The 18,332-nt window shown below is 57.5% G+C and carries 19 protein-coding genes; 11 read left to right on the top strand and 8 right to left on the bottom strand.

Annotation, left to right across the window (positions count from 1 at the left end):
• Positions 1–1,203, bottom strand: coding sequence for a multidrug effflux MFS transporter (locus NYP16_RS10075; protein WP_274944009.1), 1,203 nt, complete (start codon positions 1,201–1,203; stop codon positions 1–3).
• 111 nt (positions 1,204–1,314) lie between these two features.
• Here NYP16_RS10075 and NYP16_RS10070 point away from each other — a divergent pair, with 111 nt between their 5' ends.
• Positions 1,315–1,491 (top strand): DUF4169 family protein, encoded by a 177-nt coding sequence (locus NYP16_RS10070; RefSeq protein ID WP_274944008.1) that lies wholly within the window; start codon positions 1,315–1,317, stop codon positions 1,489–1,491.
• Between the two features lie 4 nt (positions 1,492–1,495).
• Here NYP16_RS10070 and NYP16_RS10065 read toward each other — a convergent pair whose 3' ends face one another.
• Positions 1,496–2,119: a DUF2889 domain-containing protein gene (locus NYP16_RS10065; protein WP_274944007.1), complete on the bottom strand. Its 624-nt coding sequence runs from the start codon at positions 2,117–2,119 to the stop codon at positions 1,496–1,498.
• 165 nt (positions 2,120–2,284) lie between these two features.
• Here NYP16_RS10065 and queC point away from each other — a divergent pair, with 165 nt between their 5' ends.
• Both queC and queE read left to right on the top strand, forming a co-directional pair.
• Positions 2,285–2,968 (top strand): 7-cyano-7-deazaguanine synthase QueC, encoded by a 684-nt coding sequence (gene queC / locus NYP16_RS10060; RefSeq protein ID WP_274944006.1) that lies wholly within the window; start codon positions 2,285–2,287, stop codon positions 2,966–2,968.
• Between the two features lie 5 nt (positions 2,969–2,973).
• A complete protein-coding gene (gene queE, locus NYP16_RS10055) occupies positions 2,974–3,633 on the top strand; it encodes a 7-carboxy-7-deazaguanine synthase (RefSeq protein WP_274944005.1) in 660 nt (219 codons plus the stop codon).
• Between the two features lie 84 nt (positions 3,634–3,717).
• Here queE and queF read toward each other — a convergent pair whose 3' ends face one another.
• A complete protein-coding gene (gene queF / locus NYP16_RS10050; protein ID WP_274944004.1) occupies positions 3,718–4,182 on the bottom strand; it encodes a preQ(1) synthase in 465 nt (154 codons plus the stop codon).
• A gap of 122 nt (positions 4,183–4,304) precedes the next feature.
• On the opposite strand from queF, the gene NYP16_RS10045 reads away from it, so the two are divergent.
• From NYP16_RS10045 to metC, 3 genes are all read left to right on the top strand, one after another.
• Entirely contained in the window at positions 4,305–5,345 is a 1,041-nt protein-coding gene (locus NYP16_RS10045) for a cysteine synthase A (protein WP_274944003.1), read from the top strand.
• A gap of 10 nt (positions 5,346–5,355) precedes the next feature.
• Positions 5,356–6,231, top strand: a complete 876-nt coding sequence (gene sseA / locus NYP16_RS10040) for a 3-mercaptopyruvate sulfurtransferase (RefSeq protein ID WP_274944002.1) — start codon at positions 5,356–5,358, stop codon at positions 6,229–6,231.
• Between the two features lie 133 nt (positions 6,232–6,364).
• On the top strand, positions 6,365–7,537 hold the full coding sequence (gene metC, locus NYP16_RS10035) for a cystathionine beta-lyase (protein ID WP_274944001.1): 1,173 nt from the start codon (positions 6,365–6,367) through the stop codon (positions 7,535–7,537).
• Between the two features lies 1 nt (position 7,538).
• Here the strand turns inward: metC and znuB are convergent, their stop codons facing one another.
• From znuB to NYP16_RS10020, 3 genes are read right to left on the bottom strand one after another with little or no spacing between them, the layout of a single operon-like run.
• Positions 7,539–8,327: a zinc ABC transporter permease subunit ZnuB gene (gene znuB, locus NYP16_RS10030; RefSeq protein ID WP_346742520.1), complete on the bottom strand. Its 789-nt coding sequence runs from the start codon at positions 8,325–8,327 to the stop codon at positions 7,539–7,541.
• A complete protein-coding gene (gene znuC, locus NYP16_RS10025; protein ID WP_274943999.1) occupies positions 8,320–9,090 on the bottom strand; it encodes a zinc ABC transporter ATP-binding protein ZnuC in 771 nt (256 codons plus the stop codon). Before znuC ends, znuB begins: the two co-directional genes overlap by 8 nt.
• Before the next feature lies 1 nt (position 9,091).
• The gene (locus NYP16_RS10020; protein WP_274943998.1) at positions 9,092–9,583 is read right to left on the bottom strand and encodes a transcriptional repressor; all 492 of its coding nucleotides are present in this window, start codon (positions 9,581–9,583) and stop codon (positions 9,092–9,094) included.
• Between the two features lie 145 nt (positions 9,584–9,728).
• Here NYP16_RS10020 and hisI point away from each other — a divergent pair, with 145 nt between their 5' ends.
• Positions 9,729–10,142 carry a phosphoribosyl-AMP cyclohydrolase gene (gene hisI / locus NYP16_RS10015; protein WP_274943997.1) on the top strand — a complete coding sequence of 138 codons (414 nt, stop codon included), beginning with the start codon at positions 9,729–9,731 and terminating at the stop codon, positions 10,140–10,142.
• 355 nt (positions 10,143–10,497) lie between these two features.
• On the top strand, positions 10,498–11,151 hold the full coding sequence (locus NYP16_RS10010) for a LuxR C-terminal-related transcriptional regulator (protein WP_274943996.1): 654 nt from the start codon (positions 10,498–10,500) through the stop codon (positions 11,149–11,151).
• A 21-nt stretch (positions 11,152–11,172) separates the two neighbouring features.
• On the opposite strand, the gene NYP16_RS10005 is transcribed toward NYP16_RS10010, so the two are convergent.
• Positions 11,173–13,443 (bottom strand): PAS domain-containing hybrid sensor histidine kinase/response regulator, encoded by a 2,271-nt coding sequence (locus NYP16_RS10005; protein WP_274943995.1) that lies wholly within the window; start codon positions 13,441–13,443, stop codon positions 11,173–11,175.
• Positions 13,444–13,654: 211 nt separating this feature from the next.
• On the opposite strand from NYP16_RS10005, the gene wecB reads away from it, so the two are divergent.
• From wecB to NYP16_RS09990, 3 genes are read left to right on the top strand one after another with little or no spacing between them, the layout of a single operon-like run.
• Entirely contained in the window at positions 13,655–14,782 is a 1,128-nt protein-coding gene (gene wecB / locus NYP16_RS10000) for a non-hydrolyzing UDP-N-acetylglucosamine 2-epimerase (RefSeq protein WP_274943994.1), read from the top strand.
• Positions 14,783–14,786: 4 nt separating this feature from the next.
• Complete coding sequence (locus NYP16_RS09995) at positions 14,787–16,136, top strand: glycosyl transferase family protein (RefSeq protein ID WP_274943993.1); 1,350 nt, start codon at positions 14,787–14,789, stop codon at positions 16,134–16,136.
• Positions 16,133–17,134: an NfrA family protein gene (locus NYP16_RS09990; protein WP_274943992.1), complete on the top strand. Its 1,002-nt coding sequence runs from the start codon at positions 16,133–16,135 to the stop codon at positions 17,132–17,134. Before NYP16_RS09995 ends, NYP16_RS09990 begins: the two co-directional genes overlap by 4 nt.
• Here the strand turns inward: NYP16_RS09990 and NYP16_RS09985 are convergent.
• Positions 17,131–18,312, bottom strand: a complete 1,182-nt coding sequence (locus NYP16_RS09985; RefSeq protein WP_274943991.1) for a dipeptidase — start codon at positions 18,310–18,312, stop codon at positions 17,131–17,133. The two genes, NYP16_RS09990 and NYP16_RS09985, sit on opposite strands and share 4 nt — an antisense overlap.
• Between the last annotated feature and the right edge of the window lie 20 nt (positions 18,313–18,332).

Raw genomic sequence — 18,332 nt, 5'->3', positions numbered from 1 at the left:
TCAGTGCCGCACGCCGCCGACCACGCGCAGCATGACAAAGGTGCCGACCGCACAGACCCCCATAATGACAGCCATGGTCAGCGGCGTCGTCACCGAGAAAATCCCCGCGAGCACGGTTGAAACCGCTGCAAGCCCATTCTGCAACAAGCCCAACAAAGCCGAAGCCACCCCTGCATTCCTCGCCTGAGGAGCCATGGCAAGCACAGTCGAATTCGGCATGATGAACCCAAGCGGCGCGACAAAGAAGAACAGCGGCACAAGAATGCCATAAAGCCCGCCAAAGCCTGTCGCTGACGTCACCAACAGAACAGCAGCAACGCAAACCTGAAAAATGCTGGCCATCATCACGACCTTTTTCGGATTGGCGCCCTGCAATAAACGCCCATTGACCTGCGCCATGCTGATAAATCCGAAGGCATTCAAGGCAAAAATAAACCCGAAATGCTCCGGCGCGATCTTATAAAGGCTGATCAGAATGAACGGCACCGCAGCGATATAGGAAAACAGCCCCGCCATGGCAAAGCCGCAGCCAAGCCCATAGCCGATATATTCGCGATCCGTCAGCAGACGGCCATAGTTCCTGAGAATGCTCCAAAAATGCAACGGCTGCATATGTTCGGGGCGCAGGGTTTCCGGCAGACGGAAATGGATCAGCAGCAAAATCATCACGCCGATAATGGCCAGAATGACGAAATTGGCTTCCCAGCTGAAATATTTCAGCACAAACCCGCCTAGGATCGGCGCCAGCATGGGCGCGAGGCCAGAGACCAGCATCAAGGACGCATAAAATCCGATGGATTCCTTGTCGGTGAACAGATCCCGCACCACAGCACGGGCGATCACTACGCCAGCACAGGCACCAAGAGCCTGAAATAACCGCATTCCAGCCAGAAATTCGATGCTTGGAGCCACCACACAACCGATAGAGGCCAGAATATACAGCCCAAGACTGCCATAAAGCGGTAATTTGCGTCCAAAACGGTCGATAAGCGGGCCATAAAAGGCCTGTCCAATGGCAAAGCCGACGAAAAAAGTCGACAAAGTACGCTGTACTGCTGCGGCATCGGTCGCAAAAATCCGCTCAAGCGTCGGCAAGGACGGCAGATACATATCGATCGACAACGGAGCAAAAGCCGTCAGCGCACCGAGAATGAAGGCAAGCTCCACACGGCGACTGTGTGACGGCAAAGACGGCAAAGACACTATTTTTCCCTTCGGCAGAAATGCGCCCGCACCATGAGCTTGCATAAGCTACCCGTCAATCAGCTTTCGTAACTAATGACTTCCGGACAGGAAGGCTGATATACATCAGCCATGGCCGAGATCATCAATCTGCGCCTTGCGCGCAAAAGCAAAAAACGGACGGAGCAAGCCGCAAAAGCGGACGCCAACCGCCTGACATTCGGCCGCAGCAAAGCGGACCGCACAAAGCGTGAGGCTGAAGAAAGCCTCAACGCCAAAAAACTGGATGGCCATAAGCTTGAAGAATGATCCCTCAGGATGGCAAAGGCAGCCTTGGTCCTGCAGGTTCAGGCTCATCACCCGTATATAACTCAGGGGCAATGCCGCGCACGATCTCTCCCCTGCTCGACATCGCATGGCAGGTATTGACGATCATTTTTGCCCGGCTCTCGTCCGTTTCCGGATTTTCCGGGCTTTCAAGGCCGAATTTTTCGTCGCGGCGCTGTTTGGCGCTGCCAAGAATGGTCTGGAACGCCACCGTGGCCATGGGGCCAAGCAATTCGACCAGATGGGTGCAGCCCTCGACCCCGCCCACCAGGCCCTTGGCCTTGCGATTCCATCCAGCACCGATGGTCAGCCCGATCAGGCGCTTGAAATTGATGGTGATGGCCGGGCAGACCTCATAAGGGCTGTTGTCCGTCTGGGCTTCCACATCGATGATTTTGAACCCATCATCGATGGTCAGCCGCAGCCACATTTCATGAATAGGCGTACCAGGCAGCACATCGCCGCGCCAGGTATTCATGAACGCATAGCTTTTGACATCCGTCATATGAGCTTCGATATCCCACAGGCCATCCGCGCGGGCATAGCCCTCACAGGTGATGCGGCGGGTATGAAATTTCTCACGCGCAACGGCGGGGACTGACAATGGCATATCTTTATCCTTAACAATTACCCTCAGAGTCATAGCTGTATTTCGGGCTCAAACGCCAGTAAAACATTCGTTTGATTTACCCATTTTCCGCATAGCTCCCATGCATCCGAGACCGCTCCCCATGCAGAGCTTGCACATGACGCCCGAACGGGATATGCCGAACCCATGTCAAATGCCATTATTCTCCTGAGCGGCGGGCTTGATTCCGCAACCTGTCTGGCCATTGCGAAATCGCAGGGCTTTACCTGTCATGCTCTCAGTTTCCAGTATGGTCAGCGTCATGCGGCGGAACTTGATGCCGCCGACCGGCTGGCCAAACTTTTGGGCGCTGTAGAGCATAAAACCATTGAGATTGATCTCCGTGCTTTTGGTGGCTCGGCGCTGACGGACGATATCGCGGTGCCGAAAGATCGCGACCTCAGCCAGCCCGAAAGCAATATTCCGGTCACCTATGTGCCGGCGCGCAATACGATTTTTCTGTCTTTTGCCCTCGCCTATGCCGAAGTGCGGCAGGCGCGGGATATTTTCATTGGTGTCAATGCGCTCGATTACAGCGGCTATCCCGATTGCCGTCCGGAATTCATCGAAGCCTTCGCCCGCATGGCTACACTCGCCACCAAGGCCGGGGTCGAGGGTGAAGCGCCTTACCGCTTCCACACCCCGCTGATCAGCATGACCAAGGCCGAGATCATCCAGACCGGCCACGCGCTTGGCCTTGATTACGGGCAGACCATCAGTTGCTATGATGCAGATGAAAGCGGCGCGGCCTGCGGCACCTGTGACAGTTGCCTGTTGCGGCGGAAGGGCTTTCAGGAAGCCGGACTGCCGGACCCGACGCGGTATCGGTGAGACCCATGACATACAGCGTCAAGGAAATGTTCTACACCCTGCAAGGCGAAGGCGCACAAGCTGGACGCCCGGCGGTGTTCTGCCGTTTTGCCGGATGCAATCTCTGGACCGGCCGCGAAGAAGACCGGGCCAAGGCCGTCTGCACCTTCTGCGACACCGATTTTGTCGGCATCGATGGTGAAGGCGGCGGCAAATTCAAAACACCTAAAGCGCTGGCCGCTGCGGCCCGTGCGCTTTGGCCCAATAACGGCACATCTGGTGGAAAACCTTATGTGGTCTGCACCGGCGGCGAGCCTTTGTTGCAACTGGATGTACTGCTAATCGATGCCTTTCATGCCGAGGGCTTTGAAATCGCAGTCGAAACCAACGGCACCCTGCCCGCCCCCGACGGCATCGACTGGATCTGCGTGAGCCCCAAGGCCGACGCGGAGGTGGTGCAGACGCACGGGCATGAATTGAAACTCGTCTACCCGCAGGCCAAAGCCCTGCCGGAACGGTTCGCGGGGTTCAATTTCGAGAATTTCTATTTACAGCCCATGGATGGGCTTGGGGCCGAGGCGAGTAGCGAACGGCTACGCAATACCGAAGCCGCAGTGCAATATTGCCTGGAGCATCCGCAATGGAAGCTCAGCTTGCAAACCCATAAGATTCTGGGGATTCCGTAAGGGTTGCAGCATGGATTGCCGGGTCAAGCCCGGCAATGACAATTCAATTTTATGTCATGCCCGGGCTTGACCCGGGCATCCATCTTAGCCGCGACCGCGATAGGGTGGCACGCCTTGATCCGGCAGCCATAAGCCCTCGGGGGCCGGGCCGGTGGCGTAGAAGACGTCGATGGGGATGCCGCCGCGTGGGTACCAGTAGCCGCCGATCCTGAGCCAGGTCGGGTCCATGGCCGCGACCAGGCGCTTGCCGATGTCGACCGTGCAGGCTTCGTGAAAGCCGCCGTGGTTGCGGAAGGCGTGCAGATACAGCTTCAGCGATTTGCTTTCGACCAGACGGTCGCGTGGCACATAATCGATCACGAGATGGGCAAAATCGGGCTGGCCGGTGATCGGGCAGAGACTCGTAAACTCGGGGCAGACAAACCGCACCAGATAACTTGTCCCCGGATGCGGGTTCGGCACGGTTTCAAGGTCGGCCGTCTCGGGGTTCGAGGGCAGCGCCGTGTTGGCGCCAAGTTGCGTTAAACCCTCATAAATTTCCGTCGTCATCGTAACATCCTCTGGCCATCACGTGCCTCTAGTTCTTGCACAGACGCGCTGACCGGGTTAACAAAATAGAATACGAACGTCGTCGCATCCATCATTCAAAACGCAAAGTCGAACATCCCGCCATGGACGTCAAGACAGGCTTCATTGAAACCATCGGCAACACGCCGCTTATCCGTCTCAATCATGCGTCCGAGATCACGGGCTGCGAGATATACGGCAAAGCCGAATTTCTCAATCCCGGCGGATCGGTCAAGGACCGTGCCGCCCTCTATATCATCAAGGACGCCGAAGAGCGCGGACTTTTGAAACCCGGCGGCGTCATTGTCGAGGGTACGGCCGGAAATACCGGCATCGGCATCGGGCTTGTGGCCAATGCGCGCGGCTATCGCAGCGTCATCGTCATGCCGGAAACCCAGTCGCAGGAAAAAAAGGACATGCTGCGGCTTTGCGGGTGCGAACTGATCCTGGTGCCTGCGGTGCCTTATAAAGATCCGAACAATTACGTCAAATATTCGGGCCGCCTAGCTGAAACGCTTGCGAAAACCGAGCCGAACGGGGCGGTCTGGGCCAATCAGTTCGATAATGTGGCGAACCGCCGCGCCCATTTTGAAACCACCGGCCCTGAAATCTGGGCCCAGCTTGACGGCAAGGTCGATGGCTTTGTGAGCGCCGTTGGTTCGGGCGGCACGCTTGGCGGCGTCTCCATGTTCCTCAAATCCAAGAACAAGGACATCCGCGTCGCCCTCGCCGACCCGTTCGGCGCGGCGCTTTACAGCTATTACACCAGCGGAGAATTGAAGGCCGAAGGGTCGTCGATCACCGAAGGCATCGGTCAGGGCCGCATCACCAAAAACCTTGAAGATGTGGTGGTCGACAGTGCTTATCAAATTCCGGATGCGGAGGCGGTGGAGATCGTCTTTGATCTGTTGAAGCACGAAGGCCTCTGCCTTGGCGGTTCGACCGGCATCAATGTGGCGGGCGCGATCCGTCTGGCCCGGGACATGGGGCCGGGTCATACCATTGTCACCTTGCTGTGCGATTCCGGAACCCGCTATCAAAGCAAGCTTTTCAATCCCGAATTCCTGCGCGAAAAAAATCTACCGGTTCCCTCCTGGCTGGAGGATCAGCCGTCCACTGTCCCGTCCGTTCTCGTTACATCCTGAGGAGCTCGCCATGCCGGATCCGCTTATAAAAGGCTCTCCCCTGGTTTCCACCGCCTGGCTTGCCGACCATCTGGACGCGCCGGATGTCCGCGTGGTCGATGGATCCTGGTATCTGCCTCAGGAGGAGCGCGACCCGCGCGCCGAATATAAGGCGGCGCATATTCCGGGCGCGGTGTTTTTCGACATCGACGAGATCTGCGACAGCAACAGCCCCTACCCCCATATGCTCCCGGCGCCTGAGAAATTTGCAAGCCGGGCCCGGCGGCTCGGGCTTGGCGACGGCAACCGCCTTGTGATCTATGACGGCGGTGGACAGGGCAAAAGCGCCGCCCGCGTCTGGTGGATGTTCAAGCTGTTCGGGCATCGCGATGTGGTCGTGCTTGACGGCGGCATGCAGAAATGGCGGCAGGAAGGCCGCAGCACCGAAGATATCGCCCCCATGCCGCGTGAGCGTCATTTCACGGCGCGGGTCAACAGCCTGATTGTCCGCTCCATCGATGACATGCGGCAGATCGTGCCCGAGAAAAACGAACAGATCATCGATGCCCGCTCGGCTGCGCGATTTTCCGGGACGGCTGCCGAACCACGCCAAGGTCTCCGCAGCGGACATATGCCGGGCAGCGTCAATGTGCCGAACTCAGTCCTGTTCGATGCCGACAGCAACGCCTTCAAAAGCCCCGAAGATTTGCGGGCGATTTTTGCGGCGGCCGGTGTGGATCTGGCGAAACCGATTGTCACCAGTTGCGGCTCGGGCATTACTGCGGCCAATCTGTTCCTGGCGCTCAAACTGATCGAAGCCAGGGACGTGGCGCTTTATGACGGCTCGTGGAGCGAATGGGCGGCGCAGGCTGATACTCCGGTCGAGGCCAACGAGGCGGTTGGGTGAAGCACCCATGTCCGGCAAAGGCTGGATCCCCGCGTTCGCGGGGATGACAGGATAAAGGCATCTCCAATTTGTCATCCCCGCGAACGCGGGGATCCAGCCTTCTGAGGCGACAGCACAAACTCTGTGAGGCCATATGTCCAAAGAATCAAAAAACTCTACGCTTGTGCACGCAGGGCGCAGTAAGAACCGGACATTCGGCATCGTCAATCCGCCGGTGTTTCATGCTTCCACCGTAGTGTTCGACACGCTCGACGAGATGAAGCGCGCGGGCGCGGCCCAGCATGAGATCATGTCTTATGGGCGGCGCGGCACACCGACGAGTTTCGCCTTATGCGAAGCCCTGACCGAATTATCGGATGGTGCGGGCACGGTTCTTTACGGGTCGGGGCTTGCCGCCGTCACCCATGCCATTCTGGCCTTTGTCGCCACCGGCGATCATGTACTGATCCCGGATGCGGTCTATGAACCAACCCGCCAATTCGCCGATGAAATCCTGAGCAAATTCGGCGTCGCCGTCACCTATTACGATCCGCTGATCGGCAGTGGCATTGCTGCCCTGATCCGGCCGGAAACCAAGGTGGTGTTCGTGGAATCGCCCGGCTCCATCACCATGGAAGTTCAGGATGTTCCGGCCATTGCCGACGCCGCGCATAAGGCCGGGGCCGTGGTCATTCTTGACAACACCTGGGCGACGCCTTTGTTGTTCGATGCCTTTGCCCATGGCGTCGATGTGTCGGTGCTGTCGCTGACCAAATATATGGTCGGTCATGCCGATGCCCTGTTGGGCTCGGCCACGGCCAACGCGGCGACCATTGATCGCCTGCGCAAGGGCGGCGGATTGCTTGGCACCAATGCTGCACCGGATGATGTGTATCTCGCGCTCCGTGGCATGCGCACTCTGGCCGTGCGTATGAAGCAGCATCAGGCGGCAGCGCTTGAGATTGCCCATTGGCTCGATGCCCGGCCCGAGGTTGACCATCTGCGCCATCCGGCCTTTCCGTCCTGCCCCGGACATGACATCTGGAAACGCGATTTCAGCGGCTCGTCGGGGCTGTTTTCCTTTGTGCTCAAGGACGGCAATCCGGCGCGGGTCAAAGCCTTTCTGGAAGGCATGACCTATTTCAAGATGGGCTTTTCCTGGGGTGGGTATGAAAGTCTCGCGCTCGCTTATGGGGCGGTGACGAAAATCCGCACGGCCAGTCACTGGGATGGCGCGACGGTCATCCGCCTTCATATCGGACTTGAGGAGCCTCAGGATCTGATTGCCGATCTCGAAGCCGCCTTCGGACGCTATCACGCGGTCTGAGTCAGGCCCGGCGCGGTAACAGGAAGCTTAGAAAGAACAACAGGCTGGCGCAGGCCACAACCGACGGGCCCGCGGGCGTGTCGAACCAATAGGACCCGCCGAGGCCACCGAGCACGGCGAGCATGCCAACAAGGCTCGCACCCGCGGCCATGTCCTCAGGCGTGCGTGCGCGCCGCCGCGCCGCCGCTGCCGGAATGATCAGCAGCGCCGTGATCAGCAGCACGCCAACCACACGCATGGCGGCGGCAATGACAATGGCGATCAACAGCATATAGCCAAAGCGCACCCACTGAACGCGGACGCCTTCGATGCGGGCCAGATCCTCATGCACCGTGATGGCGAGCAAACGCGGCCAGAGCGGGATTAGCAGCAGCACCACCGCCGTCACACCGGCCACGATCCAGCCCACATCCGCCCAGCTTACCGACAGGATATCGCCGAACAGAAAAGCGATGAGATCAAAGCGCGGCCCCTGGACAAAGCTCATAACCACCAGACCGAAAGCGAGCGCGCTATGGGCCATGATGCCCAGCAGCGTATCCACCGCGATGCTGCGTTGCCGTTCAAGCAAGGACAGAGCCACAGCCACCCCGACACAGACGAGGATGATCGTGCTTTGGGGATTGACGCCGATGGCGAAACCCATAGCCACCCCAAGCAAGGCTGAATGCGACAGCGCGTCTCCAAAATAGGCCATGCGCCGCCAGACCAGCACCGATCCCAGGGGCCCGGCAACAACAGCAATGGCGAGCCCGGCCAAAAGCGCCCGGATCATGAAATCATCAAGCATCATGAGCATGAGCCTTGTGGTCATGATCATGGTGGTGATCATGCGTGTGGTCATGGGTATAAAGCGCGAGCGCGTCGGCCTCGCTGCCAAAAAGCCGGAGATAGGCCGGGTCCTGCTTCACCGTATGCGGCGTGCCCGAACAGCAGACATGACCATTGAGACAGACCACTTCGTCAGTGGCCGACATCACCAGATGCAGGTCATGGGAAATCATCAGAACGCCACAGCCAAGTCGATTGCGTAAATTGCCTATCAGGCGATAAAGCGCCACCTGCCCGCTGAGATCCACCCCTTGCACTGGCTCATCCAGAACCAGCAGGCGCGGGTTCCGCAGCAGCGCCCGCGCCAGCAGCAGACGTTGAAACTCCCCGCCCGACAAGGCCTGCACCGGCGTTTCAGCAATTTTCTCGATGCCAACGGTGGCGAGCGCGTCGCGCGCCTCCTCCTTCCGCACGCCGGGGCGGAGCCGCAGGAAGCGTTCCGCCGGCAACGGCATCAGGGGATCGATCACAAGTTTTTGCGGCATATAGCCGATGGTCAAATCCGGCGCCTGATGCACCGTTCCATGGTCTGGCTTCATCAGCCCGAGCGCGATGCGCACCAGCGTGCTTTTGCCGCCGCCATTCGGGCCGATCAAGGTGATGATCTGCCCCGGCATAACTCGCAAATCCACATGCTCAAGCACGGTGCGGCCAAGAAAGCTTTTGCGAACCCCCTTGAGGTCAAGAAGTGGCACGCTCTCCGGAGCCGAAGACGCCGTCATCTCAGGCCCGCCCCCGGCAGGTCGCGCAAAGCCCCATGATCTCGATCATCGTGGAGGTCACCGTGAAATCGACCTCGTCAGCCTCATGACGGATGGCTTTGCGCAACAGCTCGCTGTCGCGAATTTCCTCGACCCCGTGACAGCTGCTGCAGATGAAAAAACCGCCGCGATGCGCGGCATCGGGGCTGGCACAGCCGATGAAGGCATTCAAACTTTCAATGCGATGGATCAGCCGCTGTTCAAGCAGGAAATCAAGCGCCCGATAGACCGTTGGTGGCGCAGCATTCCGGCGCTCGGCCTTCAGGAGATCAAGGACTTCATAAGCGGTGATCGGCTTGTGACGAGTCCACACCAGTTCGAGCACATGGCGACGAATATCCGTCAGCCGCGCCCCGTTTTTCTCACAGATACGCTCGGCCGCATGAATGGCATCCGCCACACAGAGGCCGTGATCATGCTGCTGACTCTCTTTTGTCTCACCGTTATCGTTCATTATGTCCCGGACATTTCCATCTTAGTATATTAGAAAGTGTTATATTATATCTATTCCAACCTCAAGGCCAGTTTGGCACCGAGGGATGAGCGTGATTACAGATAGTCCCACGGGTCAAGAGCAAACCCGCAAAATGAGGATCGACATGACCCATACGGCCGCTGCAGTTGACGCCGCGCTTAACGCCATTACCTTCACAGCGGATGGCCTCGTGCCCGTCATTGCTCAGCAGCATGACAGCGGTGAAGTACTGATGATGGCCTGGATGAATGCCGATGCGGTCCGCGAAACCCTGACCACCGGTCGGGTCTGCTATTGGTCGCGATCGCGTGGCAAGCTCTGGCGAAAAGGGGAAACCTCCGGCCAGCAACAACGGCTGGTGGAATTTCTGATTGATTGCGATGGCGATACGGTTCTCGCGCGCGTCGATCAGGACGGCGTTGCCTGTCATACCGGCCGCCGCACCTGCTTCTTTCAGGCAGTATACAACGATGGGTTGCAGGTAACACAACCCATAAAAATCCCGCCCGAGCAGCTGTATGGTTCGCCAAAAAAATAAAAAAGATAATCACATGATATCATTAAAATGTTTTACTTTTGTTTACTATGATTCCCCAACATAAAAAACTTTCGAATGAATACAATCCTGTGCGAAATTGCTGACTATGCGCTAATTCATGCTCCGCAATGTTAAAAAGCGTGGAAAAATACGCAAAAAACCTTTACCACTATGAACCCGTGATCCATGAACCCTCAAAGATGATCATAAAATCATGAGGACCGATTCAGAGCACGAATGAACTAAGAACTCAGAACACTAGAATTTGCGCCATCAGGGAAACAATTCCGCCTGGCGTCAGATGTGCTCGGAAGCAGAGCGCACGACCAGAGCGGAAAAAGGAACAAAACTTGCAATGCGTGTACTAATTGCCGATGATCACAGCCTTTTCCGGCAAGGCTGTAAGCTCCTTCTGCAAGAGATTGATACGAACGTCGAAATTACCGAATCCGGCGATTTTGAAGAAGCTCAGGCAGCCCTCGCCGGAAAGGACATATTCGACCTCATTCTGCTTGATCTCCGCATGCCGGGGCTTGGGGAGATCGAGGGAGTACGTCGGATACGGCAGCTTGCTCCTGCAAGCCCGCTGGTGGTTCTGTCTGCGCTTGATGATCCCTATTATGCTCAGAAAACCATGGAATGCGGCGCTGCTGGGTTCATCCCCAAATCGTCCAATCCGTCGGTCATCGCGAACGCCCTCAAATTAATTCTCGCCGGCGGCAGTTATGTCCCGCCGTCGCTGATGAACAGACCAAGCACTGGTCCGAAATCGGACAAGTCGCGACGTCCGTCCGAGGATCTTTACGAGGCCGTCGAAAAAGTGCTGACTCCCCGTCAGATGGATGTCATGCGTCTTTTGGCAAAGGGCGAGTCAAACAAAGGCATCGCCGACGCACTTGGCCTGTCCGAAGGCACGGTCAAGGTTCATGTGGCTGCTATTCTCAAGGCATTGAACGCAGCAAACCGCACCCAGGCAGTTCTGATTGCCTCGGGCATGGACAGCGAATAGATTTCCGATCAGCTTCAAATCCTAGCCCGACATCAGGCAATATGACAAAAGCGCCCTGAGGCGGGCAGGATTTGCGGGCTTATGAATAATGGGAATACCGCGCACCCGCGCGGCTTCCTGACATTCAGGACTGTCATTCGCCGTCATCAGAATGGACGGAATATGATGTCCGAGAATGGCCAGGATGCGATCGATCGTCCTGATGCCATTCTCCATTTCCCCCAGATTATAATCGGCCAGGATAAGATCCGGTTGCTTGTCCGCTGAGCGGATAATTTGCAGGGCATCATCCTCGCATAGCGCCACCATGCAGCGATTGCCCCAGGACTCCACCAACTGACGGCAAGCTTGCGCCGTCAAGGGGTTATCTTCGATCAGCAGAATGAAGCCATGCAATTGCTGATAATTGCCCGAGATATGCGTGACAGTTTCAGCGGCCTTTCTGTTGCAGCTATAGACAAAGGGCACATCGACCGAAAAAACAGATCCCTTGCCAGGCTCGGACTTCACATCAAGCTTGTGACCGAGCAGCGTGCAGGACCGCTCGACAATCGACAGCCCAAGACCAAGCCCCGGCGACTGATCCTCCCCCTCTCCACGTTCGAGACGGGTAAATTCCTTGAAAATATCCTTCAAGCGCTCGCTCGGTATGCCTTTGCCGCTATCCCAGACCTGAATCCGCATAAAGCTTTTGCAGCGCCGTACACCGACCAGAATCTTGCCGCGCGGCGTGTAGCGAATGGCATTTGAGACCAGATTGTGCAAAATGCTGCGCAGAAGCAAACGGTCGCTCCGAACCCAGGCCGTGCTGCGAACAATGCGAAGATCAACCGGACGCCCTTCGGTCAAGGGCGCAAGTTCAGCTTCAATCTGATCGAAAATATCCGACAGCGGCAAGGTTTCCATGCGCGGCATGACCACACCGGCCTCAAGCTTGGAGATGTCGATCACACCGCGCACAAGCGCCCGGGCGCCTTCAATCGCCCGCTCCATAAGCCTGACGATTTCCTGTCTGCGCGTTTCATCGGTCTGTCCCGCCAACAAGCCAAGCATGATTGAAAGCGAATGCAGCGGTTGTTGAAGATCATGACTGGCCGCTGCCAGAAACCGCGACTTTTCAAGCGTGGCCCGTTCGGCAGCATCCTTGGCCGCCTGCAACTCGCGTCTCGCCAAAAGGTCGGTGGTGGCGTCATTCAAGACGATGATCAGACCGCGAACACCCCCAAGTTCGTCATATTCCTGAGTCCAGTTGATAGTCACATCAATGATCTGACCATCTTTCCGCTTGCAGCGTCCATAGGTGAGATAGGGCGCAACCCGCAAGGCCGTCAGGAACGCTTCCCGTTTCTGCTCTTGGTCTTCGGAAAGAAATATTTCCCAGATCCTGGTGGCATGAAATTCCCCCGGCTCATAACCGAGCATGCTGTCATAGGCGATATTGGACAGGCGCACCCGTCCCTCCAGATCGACCCGGACGACGCCCAGGGGAATAAGCTCGATCAGCTTGCGGAAGCGTTCCTCACTGGCCCGCAAGGCATTGGCCGCCTCGACCCGTTCGCTGACGTCGAAGGCCACGAGATAGGCACCGTCGTTATAGTCTCCTGAAGCTCCGTCTTCACAGAAACGCGGCCGATAATGACATTCAAACACCATCGAACGGCCAAATTTGTCTTTCACCTCGGATTGCAACGTAACCTGCTGGCCACCCAAAGCCATCGCCAGCGCATCCGCATCAAGAAAACCGCTTTGATCCGATGCAGCGCCAACAAACGACACTTGAGGCAAATGATCCGGCGAAATTCCAAGAATATCGGCCAGAGGCTTATTTAGAAATTCAAAGCCCCCAAGACGATTGACGAGGCCGATCAAGGCCGGGCTCGCATTCAAAAGATTGCGCAACAAATTTTCACTATTCTGATGCGACTGTTCGGAAAGTCTATGACCCGTGATGTCATAGGCGGTCACAATCTGGACCGAACGTCCGCACCAGAGCCGAGGCCGGCGATGAAACTCGAGCCAGCTGAACTCGCCATTCTCCCGGCAGATCCGCAGTTCAAATTTTTCGTCTTCCCCCGCCCCCCCACTGGCCGACGAAGGCTCCGGCAAAGCACAGTCGCCCTCTGCAACAGCCTTCGCGAAGGCAGCCACTGTTTCGTAGCCAAAAAGCCTTGCATAAACATCCGAACAATACAGCAGCGCCCGGTGATCATAGACAGCCATTCCGGAAGCCGCGCTGTCGATCAGGGTCGCCCAGTCATTCTGGTCCAAAAGTTCCACGTCATTCCTAGGCATCTGTGTTCTGATCTCTGGCTTATCTATGCTTTGGGGTTAGGGCACCCGGAAGCATATCACTAAGTCCTCATAGAACTGAGCGCCTTAAGCCTTTACTCCTATTTCTTTTCCATTTTCTTTTTTTCCTATTATTTAAAGGAAAAAAAACATAGGCTATCCTACATATAAGAAACTAGCTGTATATGTTGCGGGGCTTGCGTAAGGGGGACTTATGCTTACTGTTGCCGTTGTGCTCGGGACACGTCCCGAGGCTGTGAAGTTGTGTTCTGTTGTCAGTATCCTACGAAAAAATTCATTGGATTATTGCGTCACCACCATCGCCACGGGCCAACATCGCGACGCGTTCGATGTCACTGCCACGGCCCTGAATTTACCCATAGACATCAATCTTGGACTGCAACGTCAGGGGCAAAGCCTCGGGGCCTTATCGGCCGCGCTGTTGCAGTCTCTGGACGAGCATTTTGCCCGCCTCAAGCCTGGACTTGTGATTGTTCAAGGCGACACGCAAACCGCCGTCATGGCGGCCCTCGCCGCCTCCACAAGACGTATTCCGGTCGCGCATGTGGAAGCCGGGCTGCGCAGCGGCAATCCCGGCTCACCCTATCCTGAAGAGGCCAACCGCCGCATCATCGCCATCGCCGCCGACATTCATTTCGCCCCCACCGCACGGGCCCGCGACAATCTTTTGGCCGAGGGCATCGACCCGGACAGAATCGTCGTCACCGGCAATACGGTGATCGACAGCTTGCAGAAATTCGCACCTAAATCCCGGCCCACGACCAACCTGAAAAACCGGCGCAAGATACTGGTGACCTGTCATCGCCGGGAAAGTTGGGGCGACGGCGTCGAGAGAATTTGCGACGCCCTCACCACGATCAGCGGGGCCATGCGGGGACTTGATATTCTGTTCATTCTGCCGCTTGCCCCGGATGTCCGAGCGAGCATCACATCAAGGCTCGCTCTGGTCGAAGGCATCACCCTCACCGAGCCCATGCCCTATCCCGACTTTCTCGCGCGCATGGCGGAATCCGATCTGGTCATGACTGACAGCGGTGGCGTGCAGGAAGAAGCCCCGACATTCGGCGTGCCCACCGTTTTGCTGCGCGCCGAATGCGACCGTCCGGAAGCGCTTGATGGCAAGCGTTCCGTCATGGCCGGTACGGATCGGGATAACATTGTCAGCATCGCCCTCCGTTTGCTTGAGCAAGGCAGGGACAGCACCATGGCCTGTAGTCCCTATGGCGACGGCTGCGCCGCCGAACGTATTGCCGCAGCTCTCAGCCGCTGGCGTCAGGGTTTCCTGCCGTTATTGTCCACCGCTGATTGTTTCGCGGGGTAAGTCTATGTGGTTCTTGCATGATGTAACCGTTGCGGTTGCCATTCTTTTGTTGCTGTTCGGAATCGATGATCTGATCGTTGATCTGTTCGCCTATGGGCGGCGTTTTTACCGGGCCTTTGTAGTTTATCGCCGTCATCGTCGCCTTGATCCGTCGGATCTCCGCGCCGTGGCCGAACAGCCGATCGCCGTCATGATCCCCGCCTGGGCGGAAAGCGAGGTCATCGACCGCATGATCGCCGCGACGCTGTCACGCTATGACTATCAACAGTACCGTCTGTTTATTGGTCTCTACCCAAACGACCCGCTTACCCGGACCGTGGCGGAAATCGCCGCTGCCCGCGATCCGCGTGTGACGCTGTGCGCCGTCCCACATGCCGGACCGACCAGCAAGGCCGATTGCCTGAACGCGATCTATGCCAGCATTTGCGCCCATGAACAGGAAAGCGGCGAACGATTCGAGATTTTCCTGCTCCATGATGCCGAGGATGTGGTTCATCCGCTTGAACTGCGGCTGATGAATTACCTCATCCCGCGTAAGGATATGGTGCAACTTCCGGTAGTGCCTCTCGCCCGTGCCTTGCATGACTTCACAAGCGGCCATTATCTGGATGAATTCGCCGAATCCCATGGCAAGGATATGTTCATCCGGGAATGGTTGACCGGTAGCGTCCCATCGGCCGGGGTCGGCTGCGGCTTCAGCCGTCGCGCCATGTCCCTTGTGGCAAGCACACGCGGAGGCCAGCCGTTCAACAGCAGCAGCCTGACCGAAGATTATGATTTTGCCCTCACGCTCAACTATCTCGGTCTGAAACAAATCTTCGTGCGCTTCCGTGTCGGTGGCGAACTGGTGGCCACACAGGAATATTTTCCCGATGAAATCACCGCCGCCTGCCGACAAAAAGCGCGCTGGCTGATCGGCATCGTGTTCCAAAGCTTCGTCACCACCGGATGGCGCGGTTCGCTTGGACTCAAATATGCGCTCTATCGCGATCGCAAGGGCGTTCTGACCGCTTTCTTTGGGGTTATCTGTTATGTGCTGGCAGCGCTTTGGCTGCTCGTGAAATTCACGCCCCTCGGCCCGGATGACATGGGCCAAAGCCAATTTCTCGCCATTCTCCTCGGCATCAACAGCTTGCTGCTGTTCAATCGATCATTGCAACGCGCGATCTGCGTGACGCGGCTTTATGGCTGGCGTCAGGGACTCATCTCGATCCCGCGACAGGTCTGGGGCAATGTCATCAACTTCCTCGCCGCCAGCCGCGCCATACGCTTGTTTCTCAGCCACCTGAGAACGGGCATACCGCTCGGTTGGGATAAAACCCGTCACAGCTTTCCGGATGCGGCACGATTATGATTGCAGCTCTTCTGGTTTTTGCCGGGCTCTCGGGGCTTGCCGGTCCCACAGCCTATGACCATGCCGAGGCCGGGTTCAAAGCCTATGCCGCAGGCGATTACAGCGCCTCTGTTGCAGCCTTTGACGCGGCCCTCGCGCTCAAGCCCGATCTCGGGACTGTGGCCGCACAACGGGCCTATGCGCTCAAAACGCTTGGCCGCAACAAGGAGGCCATCCGCTCCTTTCAAACTGCCATGGAGCTTGGGGAGACGGGCATCGACAATGCCTATGCCCGTGAGATCAAGACGCTTGAAAACAGTTTTGATCTGGCTTTTTATTCTGTCTATCGCGACGCCGCCTTCAGCAAAAACTTTCTGGCTGTTGCCGGGCCCTCTCTCACCCAATCGCAATCGGGCCTTGAGGCGGTATGGACGCCACCGAACATAGGCTATCGCGACGGACGATTGCTGCAGGCATTTGCCCGCGTTTTCTGGGGCTATCACGGCAACAGTTTCCGCATGGATTCCGCAAGCTCGCAAATGAGCGCCGGTCTGCGTATGAAACCGTTCCGCGCCACCAATCTGATGCTGAGCGCCGAACGCCTGATCCGCGTCGGCTCTGACGCCCGCAATGACTGGATGCTGCGGGCGAGCTATTCCTGGGATCGCGGCTATGCCCTGGACGGCCAACGCCAACACTGGCGCTATGTGACCTTTTATGCCGATGCCGCCGTCATCGACCCGGTACACCCGGATTTATTCCTCGCCTCGGAATCGCGGTTCGGGGAGAGTTTTCGCCTTGGCAGCCAGACCAGCATAACGCCCCATGCCATGCTCGCCGCGGTGCTGCAAAAGGACCATTACCGCACCATCAGCATTGTCGAAACCGGCCCGGGCGTCAGCGTCAAATATCATGGCAACGATCTGAACATAGAGCTTCTCGCCCAATATCGCCAGAAGCTCGCCGGAAGCAGCATAGATGCTTCCGGCTTCGTGCTGACATTTGTTTTGCAGTATTAGACTTTGGTCACCTCGGCAAAGACACGCTCGAAATTGCGGCCCATGATCTTTTCCACCTCCATCTCCGACAGGCCGCTTTCAAGCAGCATGGCGGGCAGCAAGGGCAGCTGCCGGTAATTGTCGAAGACCGGTTTGTAATTGCCATCCATATCGGTCCCAAGCGCCACATGCTCGACACCGACCACCTCCACGAGACGCAAGGTCTCGGTGACGAAATCGGCAAAGGTTTTCTGCACCACACCGGCCGGCCAGCAGCCGATGATGCCACCGGTTTCGGCAATCGCCCGGGCGTGATCATTGGTCAGCAGCCGTTGCGTCAGTCCCCCTTCCGGCTTGCCGAGATGACTGTGCGACAGAATAACCGGCTTGGTCGAGACGGCGCAGGCAGCCTTGGCGGTTTCATAACTCGCATGCGCCACATCGACCATGATCCCAAGGCGGTTCATGTCCTGAACCACAGCCTTCCCGAACGGGGTAAGGCCGTTGTGAACCGGCGCCTCGGTCTGGATATCGCCAAGTTCATTGACCCGATAATGCACCAGCTGAAGACTGCGCAGGCCATCCTTATAAACACTCTCGACCCGGGACAGATCGCCTTCGAGGAAATCGCCGCCTTCGGCCGTGAGCAAAGCCCCGATCTTGCCCGCTTTCTGCGCCGCGGGGACATCTTCCGGCTTGAGGATCAGGGCCAGTTGCGGCGACCCGTCAAGCGCCGCACGGAATGCCCCGAGCTGACGTTGATAATCGGCCCAGGCATCGCCCTTCGCGAAGCTCCGCACCGCGCCGGGACTGCCGTTCGGCTTCATGCCGAGCGTCACCATATCGCCGACCACCGAAAAGAACGCCACACCAAGACGACCCGCCAGCATGTCATCTACGGATTTTTTCATATCACCCGGTTGCGCCATGGCAGGCGTCAGGGCGCGATCCCTGTTCACGATTCCGTTCATGAAGAAATGGGCCGGATGACAATGTAAGTCCGTCCCCGGCACCCGCGCGAGAAGAGCATTGGCCCGGCGCAGATTTTCCGGCGACACCCCAAGCCCCATGGAGTACGCAAGCTGCTCCTCAGTCGCCAGATCCTCCCCCGCCCAAGCGAAAGATCCCCCCGTCGCAATCAGCGCCCCACCGGCCAGAAACGTCCCAAGTGTCTCACGCCGCGTCCATTGCTTCATCATCGCTTATCGTCTCCCAATGT

The sequence above is a fragment of the Govania unica genome, from assembly GCF_027920805.1.
Taxonomy (GTDB): domain Bacteria; phylum Pseudomonadota; class Alphaproteobacteria; order Sphingomonadales; family Govanellaceae; genus Govanella; species Govanella unica.
This window is presented reverse-complemented; position numbering and strand designations above follow the sequence as displayed.